The organism is Nocardia sp. NPDC056100, from assembly GCF_042266325.1.
Classification (GTDB): domain Bacteria; phylum Actinomycetota; class Actinomycetes; order Mycobacteriales; family Mycobacteriaceae; genus Nocardia.
This window is the reverse complement of sequence record NZ_JBHJVY010000004.1, coordinates 751,534-766,792: the sequence shown is the minus strand read 5'-3', so window position 1 is coordinate 766,792 and position 15,259 is coordinate 751,534. Positions and strand designations below refer to the sequence as shown.

Here is a 15,259-nt window from a genome sequence, read left to right as displayed (position 1 = left end):
GCACGGCATGACCGAAACCCAGGACTGGAACAGCCAGATCATCAACGAATTCCGCGCCAATGAAGGCCGCGTCGGCGGACCGTTCGAAGGCGCGCCGATGACGCTGGTGCACAGCGTCGGCCGCAAGAGCGGACGCCAGGTGGTTAGCCCGATGATGTACATGGCCGATGAGCAGGACCCCGAACTCATCTACGTCTTCGCCTCCAAGGCGGGGGCGCCCACCAACCCGGATTGGTACTACAACCTCACCACCGCCGGAAAGGGCGAGGTGGAAGTCGGCACCCAGACCTACCCGGTGACGGTGGCCGAGGTGACCGGGGCCGACCGCGACCGGATCTACGCCGAACAGGCCCGCCGCTATCCCGGATTCGCCGGGTACGAGGAGAAGACCGCGGGCATTCGCGTCATCCCCGTACTGGCACTGCGCCGCGCCTGACACCGGCGGGGACCGTACGCGATACCGGCGATGATGTGCCCCTTGATGTTCCGAGACGCAAGCCGCCTCACCCTCGGCGGGTGAGGCGCGCCCGCCGGACGCGCGTCTAGCGTGAAACCGGACCCGGGTAGTCCCCTTGCCCGGGCACCCGCCATTCTCGAAGGGAATGCCGAACAGCTCATCAGCAGCACACCCAGCTTCACCACACCCGAAAGGCACGGTCATGGCTGACAAACCGGCAATCGTTCTGGTTCACGGATTCTGGGGCGGGGCCGCCCACTGGGCGAAGGTCATCGTCGAATTGCGACAGCGCGGGTTCGGTGACCTGCACGCGGTGGAGAATCCGCTCACCTCGCTCGCCGACGACGCCGAACGCACCCGCAAGATGGTGGCGCAGATCGACGGCCCGGTACTGCTGGTCGGACATTCCTACGGCGGCGCGGTCATCACCGAAGCCGGAAATTTGCCGAACGTGGCCGGACTGGTCTACATCGCGGCCTTCGCCCCCGATGCGGGCGAGAGCCCGGGACAGATCAGCGAGGAATTGCCGCCCGCCGCCTTCGCCAATCTGGCCCCCGATTCGGACGGCTACCTGTGGGTCATCCAGGACAAATTCCAGGAGAGCTTCTGCCAGGACCTGTCCGATGACGAAGCCCTCGTCATGGCCGTCACCCAGAAGGCTCCACTGGCGTCGACCTTCGGCGATACCGTCACCGCACCCGCCTGGAAGGCGAAACCGACCTGGTACCAGGTGTCCACCGACGACCGCATGATCAATCCCGACAATGAGCGCCGCATGGCCGCGCGGATGAAACCGCGCGCGGTGATCGAATTGGCGGCGAGCCACGCCTCACTGGCATCGCAGCCGAAAGCCGTCACCGATCTGATCGTCGAGGCCGCCGCCGATCTGAGCTGATCGCGGCCGGGCGGTTCCGGGCCGAGTGTGAACAAACTCATCGCCGAGTTCGCGTCACGATGTTTGCGGTAGCGTTGCGGACGGCGGTTGTGATGGGTCAGCACTCGGTCCGGAGGCTCGATGACCACCTCACGACAAGAAGAAAACTCAGTACCCGCAACACAGTGCGAGCCGGTGATCCGGAGCGAACTCGACACCCGTTTCCTCCCGGCGCACCCCGGCAAGGGTGCGCATATCGTGATACTTCGCGGCCCCGCGGGCAGCGGAAAGACCGTCCTGCTCCAGGATTGGATCGAGCGGCGCACGCGATCCGATACCGCGGTCGCCTGGGTGACAGTCACCCCGGCGCTCGATCGGGATCCGACACGGTGGCCGGAGACGACCGCGGCCCTGACGGCGCGAGACACCCCGGCGCTCCTGGTGATCGACGATGCGCATCTGCTGTCGCACCCCGATCTGCTTGCGGCACTGGAACATCTGATCCGGCACGCGCCGCCGACCATGACGGTGGTGATCTCCGGCCGCTGCGATCCGCCGCTGCGCTGGCATACGCTCAATACCCACGACCGGCTGAGCAGCATCGACGCCGAGGATCTGAGGCTGACCGGAACCCAAGTGGCGCAACTGTTCCGGCAGCATGGCTGCGAGCTCGAACCCGCTGTGCTGGATCGGGTGCTGGAACTGACCCGGGGCTGGGCGGCGCTGACACGAATCGCCGCCATCGCGCTCGCGAGCGCCGGACAGGATCAGCACGCCGCCCTGGCGGAGCTGGCGCGACCGGCGCAGCCGGTGGCGGACTTCCTGATTCGGGAGACGCTGTCCGGACTCGAACCCCTCGAACTCGAATTCCTCATGCGCACAAGCACTCCCGCGCGCTTCACCGAGGAGCTCGCCGACGCGCTCTATGGCGCGCGCACCCACGAACTGCTCGACGCGCTGACCCGGGCGGGCGTACCGATCACTCGCGCCTCCGCCGCGGGCGAACTGTGGTTCGAATACCCGCCGCTGCTGCGCGCCCACCTGAAGGCGGAGGTCCACCGCCGCAACGCATCCGAGGTATCCGAACTGCGTGGCATCGAACGGGACTACCGACGCCGCTTCCTGCGCGAACGCGGCGTCGCGCTCGTTCTCGACGGGCGCGGCTCGGAACTGTTCGGCGAGTTCGCCGCACCCGGTTCCGCATTCGCCGACGATCCGTTCATCTGGCGCCTGCGCGCGGTCGACGCACTGACCCGCGGCGCGGACAGCGCAGAACTGACCTATCTCGATTTCCGCGGCGCACAGCCGCATTCGGAATCCGACTGCGTTCCCGCGACCTGGCTGGCGGCCCTGGATTTCGCCATTGCCGCCGATACCGCCGTCACCACCGGCTCCGGTGTCACCGAACTCGACCCCCTCGATGCCTTCGCCGCCACCGGCAACAGCGATATCGACTGTTACGTCTACGTGCAGTACGGCACCGCCATGCTGTTGCGCGGACGCTTCGAACAGGCCGCGGCGCTGTTGAAGTCGGCGATCACCATCTCCGAGCATTTCGCCCGCCCGCGCCTGACGCTGCGGGCGATGGCCCGGCTCGCGGTCACCGTCGGCTATCGGGGCTCGCTGACGGCCATGTGGACGATCGCGGAGCAGGCCGTCGAATTCGCCCGCCGCAATGACATTCTCGACTCACCGGACGCGCGCCGCGCACTGACCGCCGCCGGAATGGCGCATGCCGTCCAGGGTGATGTGTGGGATCAGCGCATCGTCGGCGACCTCGCCGCGGCGGCGGGCGCACCGGTTCCACCGGGCCTGCCGGTCGACGCCCTGCCGACCGAAATCGATTGGCGGCTACTGGTATGCGTGGCGACGACCGGTGAGCACGCCGCGGTGCGAGCATTGCGTTCCGGTCTGGCCGATCTGCTGCGGCGCGGTCCGCAACCCGCGATCGGCGCGGCACTGCTGCTGGTGGCCACCGTCGGACAGCTCATTCGCCTGCGCGAAATACACTCCGCCGAGGAGCTAGTGGCCACGGCGCGACCTGCCCTGGGGCAGACCGCGGAATTCATCGTGGCGCAGGCGGTCATCACGACGGCGGCGCATAAGTCCCGCTCCACCCGGGCCATGCTGGAACCATTACTGCGGCAATCGGATTCGATGCATCCCTTAACCGCCGTCACCGGCTGGCTGCTGTACGCCGAGGCTCAGCATCGCCTGCGGGTGCCCGCCAAGACCGTCGCGGCGCTGGAGGCCGCACTGCGGATCTCCGCGCCCGAACGGCTCATTCGCCCCTGGCTCAATCGGCCGCTGGCGGTCGAACTGCTCGATATCCATCTGGGGCAGTTCGGTCGCGGCGATACCTTCGCCGAAGTGGTGCGGCAGCATCCCGCGACCGTGCGGCAGTATCCGGCGCCGAATCTCACCGAGGCGGAATGGCTTGTGCTCAAACATCTTCCGTCCGGGCGCACCGGTAATCAGATCGCGGCCGATCTCGGGGTGTCCATCAATACCGTGAAGACGCATCTGCGCGGGGTGTACCTCAAGCTCGGTGCGAACAGCCGGGGACAGGCCGTCACACGCGCCCGCACCATCGGACTGCTCTGACCCGGCTGCCGGTGGCGAGGGGGTGACCTATGCGGTGACCGATACGCGGACCAGCGCCTTCGCATGCGAGTTCACACCATCCGGGTGAGGCGAGCGGACCCGATCCGGCGGAATAGTCGGTGCCGTCAATCCAGATCGTTCACACAGTGAGGTGCGCAATGAGGTGCTCGATATCGATGACCGGCGACCTACACCGGCACGGAGGCTCGCGATGAGCCGGACGGCGCGCGGTGCCGGGGTGGGCCGCCGATCGCTGCTCGTCGGCGCGGGCGCGCTGGCGGTGACCGCGCTCGGGCTCGCGGCCTGCGGGAAGTCCGAATCATCCTCGGGGACAACGACATCCAAGGCGAACGAGGACGATGCCGCCATCGCGTCCGACGCCTACGTCTTCGGTTATCCGCTGGTGATCATGGACGTCACCCGGGAGACCAGCGCCCCCGCCAACCGCTTCGAGAACTCGCGCACGCTGCCGGACGCGGCGAACCGGTCACTGGTGCGCCCGAATCAGGACACCCTCTACTCCAAAGCGTGGCTGGACCTGCGCACCGAACCGGTCGTGGTGCAGGTGCCCGCGATGGAGCCGGACCGCTACTGGCTCATGCAGGTCATGGATATGTGGACCGATGTGGCCCAGAACCCCAGCAGCGTGCGGCCACAACTGAAATCCGGGGCGGTCACCGGCCCGTTCACCTACGTCTTCACCCCGCCGGGCTGGACCGGAACCCTCCCGCCCGACCTCACCCCGATGCCGCTGCCCACCCCGCAGGCGTGGATGCTCGGCCGCATCGAGGTCAACGGCGCGGCCGACCTGCCCGCCGTGCACGCGATACAGGATCAACTGAAGATCACCCCGCTGAGCGCGTGGATCCGCGAACCCGGCGTCGGCAACCCGGCGGCCGAGACACCCGCGCCCGCCGACCCCGTCGATATCGTCGCGAAAATGGACGGCCGCACCTACTTCGATCGCCTGAACGCCCTCATGGCCATCGACGCCCCCGCCCCCGCGGATGCCCCGGCACTACAGCGGTTCGCCACCATCGGGATAGCCCCCGGCGGCACCGCCGACACACTCTCCGCCGCCCAGCTCGACGCCGCCGTCACCACCGGACAGCAGCGCGTCACCGACTACCACGACGCGTCCACCGCCACCATCAACGACTGGAACTTCCCCGGCGTTGCGGGCCGCTACGGCACCAACTACGACCAGCGCGCCTACGTCGCCCGCATGGGCCTGGGCGGCAATGTTCCCGAGGACGCCATCTACCCCACCTACTACGGCACGGCCGACGGCCCGCACACCACCTTCCACATCCACTTCGCCCCCGGCCGACTCCCCCCGGTGGACGCCTTCTGGTCCATCACCGCCTACGCCGCCGACGGCTTCCTCATCCCCAACCCCGCCGGGGTCTACTCCGTCGGCCACCAGATCCCCGTCGCCCGCAACCCGGACGGCAGCGTCGACATCCTCGTCCAAAACGCCCGGCCCGCACCGGAATTCGCCACTGCCAACTGGCTCCCCATCCCCGAAACCGGCAAATTCACCCTCACCATGCGCCTCTACGCGCCCCAACCCGATGCGATAAACCACATCTGGCAACCACCGACCGTCACCTCGTCCTGAACGCGAAAACGCCCGCCTCGAATCCCGAGGCGGGCGTAGGTCATTCGCTGCGACGCGGCCGAAAACCGTTCGGCGCGTTACCCGGTCAGCTGGTGGTGGACTCCGGCTTCGGGGCGTCCTGCTCCTGCTTGATGATGCCCCGCTCGGTGCCCTCGTCCGCTTCCTGATCCGGTTCCGGATGTTCCGGGGAGAAGGTGGCGGGCAGGTTCTTCAGGTGGCGGTTCATGCTCACCACCAGCAGGACCGTGCCGACCAGCAGCACCAGCACGATCACCAGGCCCAGGGGGGACGCCTTACCGAATTCGGGTCCGGTGGGGGCGTTCTGGGCCTGGGCGAGCAGGGTGAGCATCATCGGGTGGCGTCCTCGGTGTGGGCAGTCTCGGTGTCGGCAGCGTCTTCGGTGTCGGCATCGTCGATTCCCGCGAACAGGTCGGTCTCCGGGATGGCGGTGCGCACCCGGGTCTTCGCGAGCTCGAATTCCTCTGTGGGCCAGAGCTTCTGCTGCAGATCGACCGGGATGGCGAAGAACGCGCCATTGGGGTCGATCTGGGTGGCGTGCGCGCGCAGCGCGTCATCGCGCTGCGGGAAGTACTTGGCGCATTCGATCTGGGTGGTGACCCGGCCCATGATGTCGCCGCGATCGCGGGCGTAGCCGCGCATGCGATCCATCCACTCCTGCATGGGGAACGGTTCGCCGCGGCGCTCGTACTCGTCCGCGAAGATCTCCAGGCGGGCCAGGCTGAAACCGTGGTTGTAGTACAGCTTCAGCGGCGTCCAGGGCTCGCCCGCGTCCGGGAAGCGTTCCGGATCGCCCGCCGCCTCGAACGCGGCGACCGAAACCTGGTGGCACATAATGTGATCCGGGTGCGGGTAGCCGCCCATCTCATCGTAGGTCGTCATGACGTGCGGCTTGAATTTCCGCACCACGCGCACCAGCGCCTCGGTGGCCTCCTCCAGGGGCACCAGCGCGAAGCTGCCCTCCGGCAGCGGCGGTAGCGGATCCCCTTCCGGCAGACCGGAATCCACGAAACCGAGCCACAACTGCTCGACGCCGAGCACCGCCGCGGCGGCCGCCATCTCCTGGCGGCGAACCTCGGAGATGTTCTCCTTGATACCGGGCGTATCCATGGCCGGGTTGAGGATGTCACCGCGCTCGCCACCGGTCAGGGTGACGACAAGAACGTCATTGCCCTCGGCGGCATAGCGCGCGGTGGTCGCCGCACCCTTGCTGGACTCGTCGTCGGGGTGCGCGTGTACCGCCATGAGGCGAAGACCACTCACTTCTCGTTCACCTCACCGATCACTGTTTCACCTCATCGCTCTCCGCCAGATCCAGGCAGGGGGTGGCCGATCTCCATTCCCTATAGTTCCATCCGACCGTCAATTGTTCCGACCTACCCCCCGGGAGCGTCCAGTCATGAGCGAAAGACCGGCCGGCCGGTACGGGACAGCGCGCCGCCAGACCCCCCGCTGGCTCATGATCGCGATCAGCGCGGTGGTGCTCATCGCCGGTCTGGGCGTCGCCTACGTGGGCTACAAGCAGTACGGACCCAAGGACATCGAACCCGATCGCCTCGGCTACACCGTCGTCGACGATGCCACCGTGAGCGTGGATTTCAAGGTGACCCGCAAGGATCCCGGCAAACCGGTCGTTTGCATCGTTCGCGCCATGACCGCCGACAGCGAAGAGGTCGGCCGCCGCGAAGTGCTCATCCCCGCCTCCGACAGCGGCACCGTCCGGCTGCAGACCACCCTGAAAACGACCGCCCGGGCCGGCGCGGGTAATGTCTACGCCTGCACCGATGACGTACCGGCGTATCTGCGCGCCGGGTGAAAAGTCCGGTACTCAACGCGCTTTGACGCCTCTACCTGCATCTTTGCGATTCGTGCTAAAATAACGCAACACACGGTTCCGGGGTTCGGAGCCGTGTTTGCTGCATTGACGGCCGGCGCTGTCGGGAACCTCCCCCAGGATGGCTCTGGCTGTCCGCTGTTGTCATGCCTGCCCTCGGGCGGGTTTCGGCAACGGATATCAGGGAAATCCCGGCATGCGCCGGGGACAACTACTAGGGAGTGATCGAGATGACTGAGACGAACGTGACCTGGCTGACCCCGGAGTCGCACGAGAGGCTCACGAGCGAACTCGGCGCGCTCATTGCCAACCGTCCGGTCATCGCGGCCGAAATCAATGAGCGCCGCGAAGAGGGCGACCTCAAGGAAAACGGCGGCTACCACGCGGCACGCGAAGAACAGGGCCAGCAGGAAGCCCGCATTCGCCAGCTACAGGAGCTGCTGAACAACGCGAAGGTCGGCGTCGCCCCGACCAAGTCCGGCGTCGCGCTGCCCGGATCCGTCGTCAAGGTCTATTACGACGGCGACGAGAGCGATACCGAAACCTTCCTCATCGCCACCCGCGAAGAGGGCCTCGGCAATGCCGACCTGGAGACCTACTCCCCCGCCTCCCCGCTGGGCGGCGCCCTCATCAACGCGAAGGTCGGTGAGACCCGCGAATACACCCTGCCCAACGGCAACACCATGAAGGTGACCTTGGTCAGCGCGGAGCCGTACCACAGCTAACCCGCCTCCCCGCGCCTTTAGCGCACGGCTGAGAGCCGTTGACCGTTAGGGACGCGTAGTAGCGGTCAGGCGCGACAACAATTTCGGGGGTACCCCAGGAGTTACCCCGACGCTTACGAAATCAGTTGTCACGCTGGCAAACGACGAAGCGCCGCACCGGAATCCGGTGCGGCGCTTCGTTTTTAGTTATGCGGCTATCAGGCGAGCGCTTGCTCTATGTCGGCGAGCAGATCGCTGATGTCCTCGATGCCGACCGAGAGGCGGACCAGGTCGGCGGGGACCTCGAGGAGGGAGCCCGCGGTGGAGGCGTGGGTCATGGCGCCGGGGTGCTCGATGAGCGATTCCACACCGCCGAGGGATTCGGCGAGGGTGAAGAGCTTGGTGCGGGCGCAGAAGTCCAGGGCCGCTTCCTTACCGCCGTGCACGCGCACCGAGATCATGCCGCCGAAGCGGCGCATCTGCTTCTGCGCGACGGTGTGACCCGGGTGCTCGGGCAGGCCGGGGTAGATGACCTGCGCGATCTTCGGGTGATTGGCCAGGAATTCGGCGATGGTCTCGGCATTGTCGCAATGCCGGTCCATGCGCAGCGCGAGCGTCTTGATACCGCGCAGGGTCAGGAACGCGTCCATCGGACCGGGCACCGCGCCCGCGCCGTTCTGCAGGAACGCGAACTTGGCGTCCATCTCCTGATCGTTGGTGATGAGCGCGCCGCCCACCACATCGGAGTGTCCGCCCAGGTACTTGGTGGTCGAATGCAGCACGATGTCCGCGCCCAGCAGCAGCGGCTGCTGCAGGTACGGCGAGGCGAAGGTGTTGTCCACCACCAGTTTCGCGCCACCGGCGTGCGCCACCGAGGCCAGCGCCGAGATATCGCCGATATTCAGCAGCGGATTGGTCGGGGTCTCGATCCACACCAGCTTGGTGTTCGGCCGCATGGCCGCGGCCACCGCGTCCGGATCGTTCACATGCGCCACCGAGTACTCGATGCCCCACTGGGTGAACACCTTGTCGATGAGCCGGAAGGTGCCGCCGTACGCGTCATCCGGAATGACCAGGTGATCCCCGGGCCGCAGATTCGCGCGCAGCGCACAGTCGGTGGCCGCCATCCCCGAGGAGAAGGCCCGCCCGTAGGTGCCCGATTCCAGCGCCGCGAGATTCGCCTCCAGCGCGGTCCGGGTCGGATTACCGGTGCGCGCGTACTCGTACCCGCCGCGCATCCCGCCGACGCCGTCCTGGGCGAAAGTCGAACTCGCGTAGATGGGCACGTTCACCGCACCGGTCTGAGGGTCCGGATCGAACCCGGCGTGCACCGCCCGTGTGGAGAAACCCAGCTGATCGCTCATACCCCACAGCCTAAGTCGCTGCGTATTCGCCCCTGCGCGCGGGCGGGTACCGGATCTCGCCGACAGCGGCGGCGGCATCCTAGGCTGTGGGCATGGTCACCGTAGACGAGCTGTTCGCCATCGATTCTCTGCTCAGTGATGAGGAGCGGGCTATTCGCGATACCGTGCGCGATTTCGCGGCGGAGCGGTTGCGGCCGCATATCGCGGACTGGTTCGAGGCGGGGACGTTCCCGGCCCGGGAGTTGGCCCCCGAACTGGGGAAGCTGGGGCTGCTCGGCATGCACCTGGAGGGATACGGCTGCGCGGGGACCTCTGCCACCGCGTACGGGCTGGCCTGCCTGGAGCTCGAGGCGGTGGATTCCGGTGTGCGGAGCATGGTTTCGGTACAGGGCTCGCTCGCCATGACGGCGATTCACAAGTACGGGTCCGAGGAGCAGAAGCAGCGCTGGCTGCCGGGGATGGCGGCGGGACAGCTGCTCGGTTGCTTCGGATTGACCGAGCCGGATTTCGGGTCCAATCCGGGCGGAATGCGCACGCGCGCAAGGCGAGACGGGGACGACTGGATCCTGGACGGATCCAAGATGTGGATCACCAACGGATCCGTCGCGGATGTGGCGGTGGTGTGGGCGCAATCACGCGAAGGTGAGCGGGACACCATTCGCGGCTTCGTAGTCCCCACGGACACACCGGGATTCAGCGCCAACGAAATCCACCGCAAACTGTCGCTGCGCGCCTCCATCACCGCCGAACTGTCCCTGGACGGGGTGCGGCTGCCCGCCGACGCCATGCTGCCCGAGGCGCGCGGGCTCACCGCACCGCTGGGCTGCCTGTCCGAGGCGCGCTTCGGCATTATCTTCGGCGCGCTCGGCGCGGCCCGCGACTGTCTTTCCGCCGCAATCGATTACGCGCGCAGCCGCGAGGTCTTCGACAAGCCGCTCGCCGCCTATCAGCTCACCCAGGCCAAGCTCGCGGATATGGCCGTCGAACTCGGCAAGGGACAGCTGCTGGCGCTGCACCTGGGCCGCCTCAAGGATCAGGGCGTTATTCGCGGCGAACAGATCAGCGCGGGCAAACTGAACAGCACCCGCGAGGCCATCGCCATCGCCCGCGAATGCCGGACCATCCTGGGCGCCAACGGCATCAGCCTCGAATACCCGGTGCTGCGGCACGCCAACAACCTGGAATCGGTGCTCACCTACGAGGGCACGGCGGAGGTGCACCAGCTGGTGCTCGGTGAAGCGCTCACCGGATCCAAAGCCTTCCGCTGAGATCCGTCCACGATCTCGGAGACGAATCCGGCGACAAGTGCGCTATATCTCACAGCGGGTGCCGCGCATGCCGGGCGGCGGCTAGCATGACCAGGTGTTTTTGCCCGGCTCCGCGTTGCTCGTCGTCTCGGCGCGTAAGACTTTGAACCGCCTGCAGCGCACACACGGAGCTCCGGCCGTCGAGGCCATGCGCGAGTTCCCGGGTGTGGCCGCGCAGGTGGATCAGCATGCCGCCGCCATTCGGGACATTCTCGAAGTGGGCGTGGAGAATTCGAGCGTCGTCCCGGTGAGCGTACTGCTCGCCGGATACGCGCGCGGGCTGCTCGAGGACCTGCGCGAGACGGGGCTGCAAGCGCCGTACGACTCCGAGGATTGGCAGTGCGCCGAATGGGTGCATCTGCGCCTGGCCGCGGTGTGCGCGCTCGCCCGCGGCGAATGACAGTTGAGGACAGTGAAACGGCCCACGTACGCGAAGTACGTGGGCCGTTTCATTTCCCCTGGTGAATGTCAGTACCGACCGGGTTGACCGCCACGGTCCGGCATATCGCCGCCGCGATCGGGCATCTGCCCCTGCGGGCCGGGCTGGCCGTAGCCCTGCTGGCCATAACCCTGCTGCCCGTAACCCTGCGGACCGTAACCCGGTGAGCCGACGGGCTGTTCGGCCCATTTGCCCGGCGGCATCTGCTGTCCGCCCATGGGCCGCTGACCACCCTGCTGCGCCATCATCGCGCGCTGCTGTTCCATCGCCTCGCGCTGGCGGGCCGCGTCCTCGCGACCGCGCTGGAACGCCTGGGCGTGACCCTTCATCTCGGGCATCTCACCCTCGATGGTTTCGAGCCAGCCTTCCCAGCGCTGCTGCATGGGCCGGATCAATCCGCCGCCGACGCCGACCACCAGCACACCGCCGATGACCGCGAGCACGGTGATGAGAATCGGCATGGTGACCGAGGTCGCCACCCCGATCTGATTGAGCGCCGCGATGATGCCGACGCCCCAGATGAACACCGCCGCAATGCGTCCCATCATGCGGCCGTAGGACAGACCGCTGAGCATATTCGCGATCATGTCCATCACCACGGTGGCGATGGCACCCGCGACACACACGATGATGATGGCCACGGCCAGCCTGGGCAGCCAGGACACGATGCCGTCCAGCATGGTACTGATCGGATTCGGCCCGAACACACCGAATCCCAGTTGCAGCGTGATCAAAAGTATTGCGTAGTAAGCCAATTTGGCGATGATGCCGACCGCGTCGTAGCTGCTGCGCGCGAGCATGTCCTTGATGCCGCCGCGTTCGACGAGCCGGTCGAAGCCGACCTGATGCAGAATCCGAGTGACCAGCCGGGCGACGAGCTTGGCGACCAGCCAGCCGATGATCAGGATGGCGAGGAAGCCCGCGAACTTCGGCACGAACGTGGCGACCGAACTCCACGCGTCCGAGAGGCCCTGCTGGATATCGATAGCCAAACTCGAGGTGTGCATACCCCGTCCCTTCGCTATCCGTTCCGGCCGGGTTGCCGGAACTTGCTCCAAGGGCGGTTATACCCGTCGGCGATCATGAGATTCGTCGGTTTGCGAAATAGTTGCCAAATCGGGTGCCTGCGATTTGCCGAACGGCTCTTCCGAAAAGCCGAAACCCTCCCGGAGCGAATGCTCCGGGAGGGTTCTGACGGGGTCTTACCGGCTTTTCACGGGCTGATCGGAGTCAACCGGACGGGCTCAGTACGCGCTGTTGACGTTGTCCATCGAACCGTAGCGCGCGGCGGCATAGTTGCAGGCGGCCACGATGTTCGCGACGGGGTTCCAGACATCGAACGGGGTGCCGTCGACGTGGTACGCGGCGAAGGTCGGGTCGATCACCTGGAGCAGGCCCTTGGACGGGATGCCCATGGCCGCGTTCGAGTCATACAGGTTGATCGCCTGCGGGTTGCCGCTGGATTCGCGCAGGATATTGCGGAGGATGCCCTCGTAGCTGCCCGGGATGCCGCGCTGGGACATGATGTCCAGCGCCTGACGGATCCAGCCGTCCAGGTTGTCCGGGTAGGACGGGGCGGGCGGCGCGACCGGGACGACCGGAGCGGGCGCGGGGGCCGGCATCGGGGCGGGCACGGCGGCGGCCGGGGCCGGGGCGGCGGGCTGCTCATTGGCCGGGACGTGCACGGCGGGAGCGGCCGCGGCGAGGGTCTGCTTCAGGGCGACCGGGTGCACGTCGCCGTTCGCGGCGCCGGCGGCGGTGATAATGGAGCCGAAGACTCCGAGAGCAAGGGCGGCGGTACCGGCCGTACGGGCGGCGGCAACCACCTTGCTACGTCTAGCAGGGTCACGCAGAGCAGTCATGGCGTTCGTGGGCATGGCGAATTTGGATTCCTGTTCGGTTTCTGGGCTCGCAGGCCTGGAAAAGGCAGCGCGGAACCAGGCGGGCGTCTCTCGACGGGCACCGGTGGCGCTGGGGCTGTTTCGCGTTGCTGTTGTGAGACCCATTGCGGGCCAGGGAAACTCGACGCTCTAGGAGACTTGCGAAGTACGTGCCGGCCGCTTCGGGCCGCGGCGCCTCATCGCACCGTTGTCGTGTTCACGTTCCGCATGTGTGTCGACATCTCCTTGCGTCAACCAGACTTGTGGTCTGTTTCCAACAAGGTCACAGCTTGATTGCGCTTGGTTAACACAGCCTGAACCAAAGTTGAACAGAAGGTAAATCGGCTAGCTCGGCAACCCAAGGACCTGCATTAATACAAGCACTGACCTGGTGATTCAATTCAAACTAGTAAGTGTTTTAGATCACAGAAGAATTTAGACCCTAATTGCCGATATACCCGGATTGGCCGTTTTTTCGGCGTTTCGCGCACCCTTAGCGAGCATTCAGCAACCACCGATCACAGGCCAATCACGGTGATCATCAAAGAAAACGCACCGAATACCGCGTTTTCGGGAACCGGATGAGCCGATTCGGAGACCGGCTTTCCGGGCGTCCAGACGGCCCTACGAGACCGTTTCGTTACCGAATCGCCCCAGGGCGCCCCCACAGCCATCCAGTCCGTGTGTGAGGTCAGCAGGGCCCCGGACCTTCGGGTCCTGGTCCGGGCGGTTCAGGCGGCCCGGTCCGAACCGGGCTGCCATGCCGGGGCGGGTACCGGTGCGGGCGAGCCGAATCTGCGCAGGGCGCGCATCAGCAGCGGGAGCATGAGCATCATGAGCAGTAGCCGGATGGTCTGCACACTCGTGATGAGCGGCAGATTCGCGTTCATCTTGTCGGCGGTCGCCAGCACCGCGTTGATACCGCCGGGGGTGGTGGCCAGGTACAGGTCCGACATCTCCAGATCGACGAAATAGGCCAGGCCCAAAGCCAATCCGGCCACCAGCACCGAGAGCGCGAGCACCGCGGCGGTCATGGCCGGGATCATCCGCGCCATCTCGCGCACCACCCTGCGGGTGAAGCGGGTGCCGACATCGAAACCGATGAGCACGAACAGCAGATCCTTGAACAGATGTGTGGGCGCGTAACCGTGGCTGATACCGGTCGCGGTCAGCACCGCGGTGAGCAGCATCGGACCCAGCAGCGCCGCATTGGGCAGGCCGATCCGGCGGCCCACCCATATCCCCAGCACGCACAGCATGATCGCGGTGGAGATGCCCGCGACCTGATCGCCGCGGCCGACGATCATCCAGTACGGCAGATTCGGATCCGTCACCGAACCGCCGAGAGTCGCTGTGCTGTAGGCGATTCCCTCTTGATCATCGAGCAGCGCGGCGACCGCCGGTGCGCTCAGCGCGACCAGCGCCACCCGCAGATACTGCATGAACGCCACCCGGCGCGGATCGGCGTCGAGTTCATCGGCGGCGGCCACCACCGCGGCCGAGCCACCGGCCAGCATCCCCAGCGTCGCGGTCGGAATATCCACCTTGGTCACCCGCGCGAACACCAGCGCGACCCCGACACTCAAGAAGATGGTCGCCACGGTCACCGCGGCCACGGGCAGCAGATCCCACCCGATCGAAGTCAGCAGCGATATCTGCAGATAGCTGCCCATCACCACGCCGAGCATGCCCTGCACACCCAGATTGACCTGCACCGGAAGCGGTTTCGGCAGCCGCCCGCTGAGCGCGAGCGCGGCGCCGACCACGATCGCCAGAATCATCTGCGGGGCGGGAAACCCGACCCGGTCCAGCAGTGCCGCACCGGCGAGCACCGCGCTCGCCAGTGCCACCCAGGTGAGCGCCTGCCTCCAGTTCATACGAGCCGATCCTGCCCGCCGCCCATGAACGGACAGTAACGCACCAGTTACCTACCCCGCAGCCCCGCTGTGAGTTCTGATGCATAAACGAATCCCCAAGTGCGAGGCCACAAATCACACGGAAGTAATTCGCGGTTTCCCCCGTCATCCCGGCATGTTTTTAGCCGGGATCCACAGGGGCAGCGCATCGGCTAATTGTGTGGATCCCGGCCGAATACGCGCCGGGATGACGGGCGCGCGCCGCCCGAAGCGGGATGCGCGCTGCCCAACGGATTGAGCT

14 protein-coding genes are annotated in these 15,259 nt (G+C 66.5%); 8 read left to right on the top strand and 6 right to left on the bottom strand.

Translation table 11 applies throughout. From position 1 onward, the window contains the following. The first annotated feature begins 7 nt into the window (after positions 1-7). The 4 genes from ACFC0O_RS33945 (at position 8) to ACFC0O_RS33930 (ending at position 5,556) form a co-directional block, all read left to right on the top strand. Positions 8-436, top strand: coding sequence for a nitroreductase family deazaflavin-dependent oxidoreductase (locus tag ACFC0O_RS33945; protein ID WP_375965285.1), 429 nt, complete (start codon positions 8-10; stop codon positions 434-436). Between the two features lie 223 nt (positions 437-659). Next, positions 660-1,352, top strand: coding sequence for an alpha/beta hydrolase (locus ACFC0O_RS33940; RefSeq protein ID WP_375965282.1), 693 nt, complete (start codon positions 660-662; stop codon positions 1,350-1,352). A gap of 174 nt (positions 1,353-1,526) precedes the next feature. Then, on the top strand, positions 1,527-3,935 hold the full coding sequence (locus ACFC0O_RS33935) for a LuxR C-terminal-related transcriptional regulator (RefSeq protein ID WP_375965280.1): 2,409 nt from the start codon (positions 1,527-1,529) through the stop codon (positions 3,933-3,935). 211 nt (positions 3,936-4,146) lie between these two features. Continuing rightward, complete coding sequence (locus tag ACFC0O_RS33930) at positions 4,147-5,556, top strand: DUF1254 domain-containing protein (protein ID WP_375965277.1); 1,410 nt, start codon at positions 4,147-4,149, stop codon at positions 5,554-5,556. Between the two features lie 85 nt (positions 5,557-5,641). Here ACFC0O_RS33930 and ACFC0O_RS33925 read toward each other — a convergent pair whose 3' ends face one another. Both ACFC0O_RS33925 and mca read right to left on the bottom strand, forming a co-directional pair. Beyond that, positions 5,642-5,908 carry a hypothetical protein gene (locus ACFC0O_RS33925; RefSeq protein WP_375965274.1) on the bottom strand — a complete coding sequence of 89 codons (267 nt, stop codon included), beginning with the start codon at positions 5,906-5,908 and terminating at the stop codon, positions 5,642-5,644. Then, positions 5,905-6,819, bottom strand: coding sequence for a mycothiol conjugate amidase Mca (gene mca, locus ACFC0O_RS33920; protein ID WP_364640539.1), 915 nt, complete (start codon positions 6,817-6,819; stop codon positions 5,905-5,907). The genes ACFC0O_RS33925 and mca overlap by 4 nt, the downstream gene beginning before the upstream one ends. A gap of 154 nt (positions 6,820-6,973) precedes the next feature. Between mca and ACFC0O_RS33915 the strand changes: the two genes are divergently transcribed. Both ACFC0O_RS33915 and greA read left to right on the top strand, forming a co-directional pair. Continuing rightward, positions 6,974-7,390 (top strand): DUF4307 domain-containing protein, encoded by a 417-nt coding sequence (locus ACFC0O_RS33915; protein ID WP_375965272.1) that lies wholly within the window; start codon positions 6,974-6,976, stop codon positions 7,388-7,390. 248 nt (positions 7,391-7,638) lie between these two features. Beyond that, the gene (gene greA, locus ACFC0O_RS33910; protein ID WP_364640331.1) at positions 7,639-8,133 is read left to right on the top strand and encodes a transcription elongation factor GreA; all 495 of its coding nucleotides are present in this window, start codon (positions 7,639-7,641) and stop codon (positions 8,131-8,133) included. Positions 8,134-8,330: 197 nt separating this feature from the next. Here greA and ACFC0O_RS33905 read toward each other — a convergent pair whose 3' ends face one another. Then, the gene (locus tag ACFC0O_RS33905) at positions 8,331-9,476 is read right to left on the bottom strand and encodes a cystathionine gamma-synthase (protein WP_364640334.1); all 1,146 of its coding nucleotides are present in this window, start codon (positions 9,474-9,476) and stop codon (positions 8,331-8,333) included. 92 nt (positions 9,477-9,568) lie between these two features. On the opposite strand from ACFC0O_RS33905, the gene ACFC0O_RS33900 reads away from it, so the two are divergent. Next, positions 9,569-10,744, top strand: a complete 1,176-nt coding sequence (locus tag ACFC0O_RS33900; RefSeq protein WP_375965269.1) for an acyl-CoA dehydrogenase family protein — start codon at positions 9,569-9,571, stop codon at positions 10,742-10,744. A 94-nt stretch (positions 10,745-10,838) separates the two neighbouring features. Continuing rightward, positions 10,839-11,183, top strand: coding sequence for a DUF6401 family natural product biosynthesis protein (locus ACFC0O_RS33895; RefSeq protein ID WP_364640340.1), 345 nt, complete (start codon positions 10,839-10,841; stop codon positions 11,181-11,183). 68 nt (positions 11,184-11,251) lie between these two features. Here the strand turns inward: ACFC0O_RS33895 and ACFC0O_RS33890 are convergent, their stop codons facing one another. The 3 genes from ACFC0O_RS33890 to ACFC0O_RS33880 form a co-directional block, all read right to left on the bottom strand. Continuing rightward, the gene (locus ACFC0O_RS33890) at positions 11,252-12,229 is read right to left on the bottom strand and encodes a hypothetical protein (RefSeq protein ID WP_375965266.1); all 978 of its coding nucleotides are present in this window, start codon (positions 12,227-12,229) and stop codon (positions 11,252-11,254) included. Between the two features lie 237 nt (positions 12,230-12,466). Next, on the bottom strand, positions 12,467-13,084 hold the full coding sequence (locus ACFC0O_RS33885) for a transglycosylase SLT domain-containing protein (protein ID WP_375965263.1): 618 nt from the start codon (positions 13,082-13,084) through the stop codon (positions 12,467-12,469). 749 nt (positions 13,085-13,833) lie between these two features. Then, positions 13,834-14,979 (bottom strand): AbrB family transcriptional regulator, encoded by a 1,146-nt coding sequence (locus ACFC0O_RS33880; RefSeq protein WP_375965260.1) that lies wholly within the window; start codon positions 14,977-14,979, stop codon positions 13,834-13,836. Positions 14,980-15,259: the final 280 nt, after the last annotated feature.

Excerpts from the sequence above, each read along its gene's own strand:
- ACFC0O_RS33945 (WP_375965285.1), top strand. The coding sequence starts at position 8 with ATGACCGAAACCCAGGACTGGAACAGCCAGATCATCAACGAATTCCGC.
- ACFC0O_RS33940 (WP_375965282.1), top strand. The coding sequence starts at position 660 with ATGGCTGACAAACCGGCAATCGTTCTGGTTCACGGATTCTGGGGCGGG.
- ACFC0O_RS33930 (WP_375965277.1), top strand. The coding sequence starts at position 4,147 with ATGAGCCGGACGGCGCGCGGTGCCGGGGTGGGCCGCCGATCGCTGCTC.
- ACFC0O_RS33925 (WP_375965274.1), bottom strand. The coding sequence starts at position 5,908 with ATGATGCTCACCCTGCTCGCCCAGGCCCAGAACGCCCCCACCGGACCC.
- mca (WP_364640539.1), bottom strand. The coding sequence starts at position 6,819 with ATGGCGGTACACGCGCACCCCGACGACGAGTCCAGCAAGGGTGCGGCG.
- ACFC0O_RS33915 (WP_375965272.1), top strand. The coding sequence starts at position 6,974 with ATGAGCGAAAGACCGGCCGGCCGGTACGGGACAGCGCGCCGCCAGACC.
- greA (WP_364640331.1), top strand. The coding sequence starts at position 7,639 with ATGACTGAGACGAACGTGACCTGGCTGACCCCGGAGTCGCACGAGAGG.
- ACFC0O_RS33905 (WP_364640334.1), bottom strand. The coding sequence starts at position 9,476 with ATGAGCGATCAGCTGGGTTTCTCCACACGGGCGGTGCACGCCGGGTTC.
- ACFC0O_RS33900 (WP_375965269.1), top strand. The coding sequence starts at position 9,569 with ATGGTCACCGTAGACGAGCTGTTCGCCATCGATTCTCTGCTCAGTGAT.
- ACFC0O_RS33890 (WP_375965266.1), bottom strand. The coding sequence starts at position 12,229 with ATGCACACCTCGAGTTTGGCTATCGATATCCAGCAGGGCCTCTCGGAC.
- ACFC0O_RS33885 (WP_375965263.1), bottom strand. The coding sequence starts at position 13,084 with ATGACTGCTCTGCGTGACCCTGCTAGACGTAGCAAGGTGGTTGCCGCC.
- ACFC0O_RS33880 (WP_375965260.1), bottom strand. The coding sequence starts at position 14,979 with ATGAACTGGAGGCAGGCGCTCACCTGGGTGGCACTGGCGAGCGCGGTG.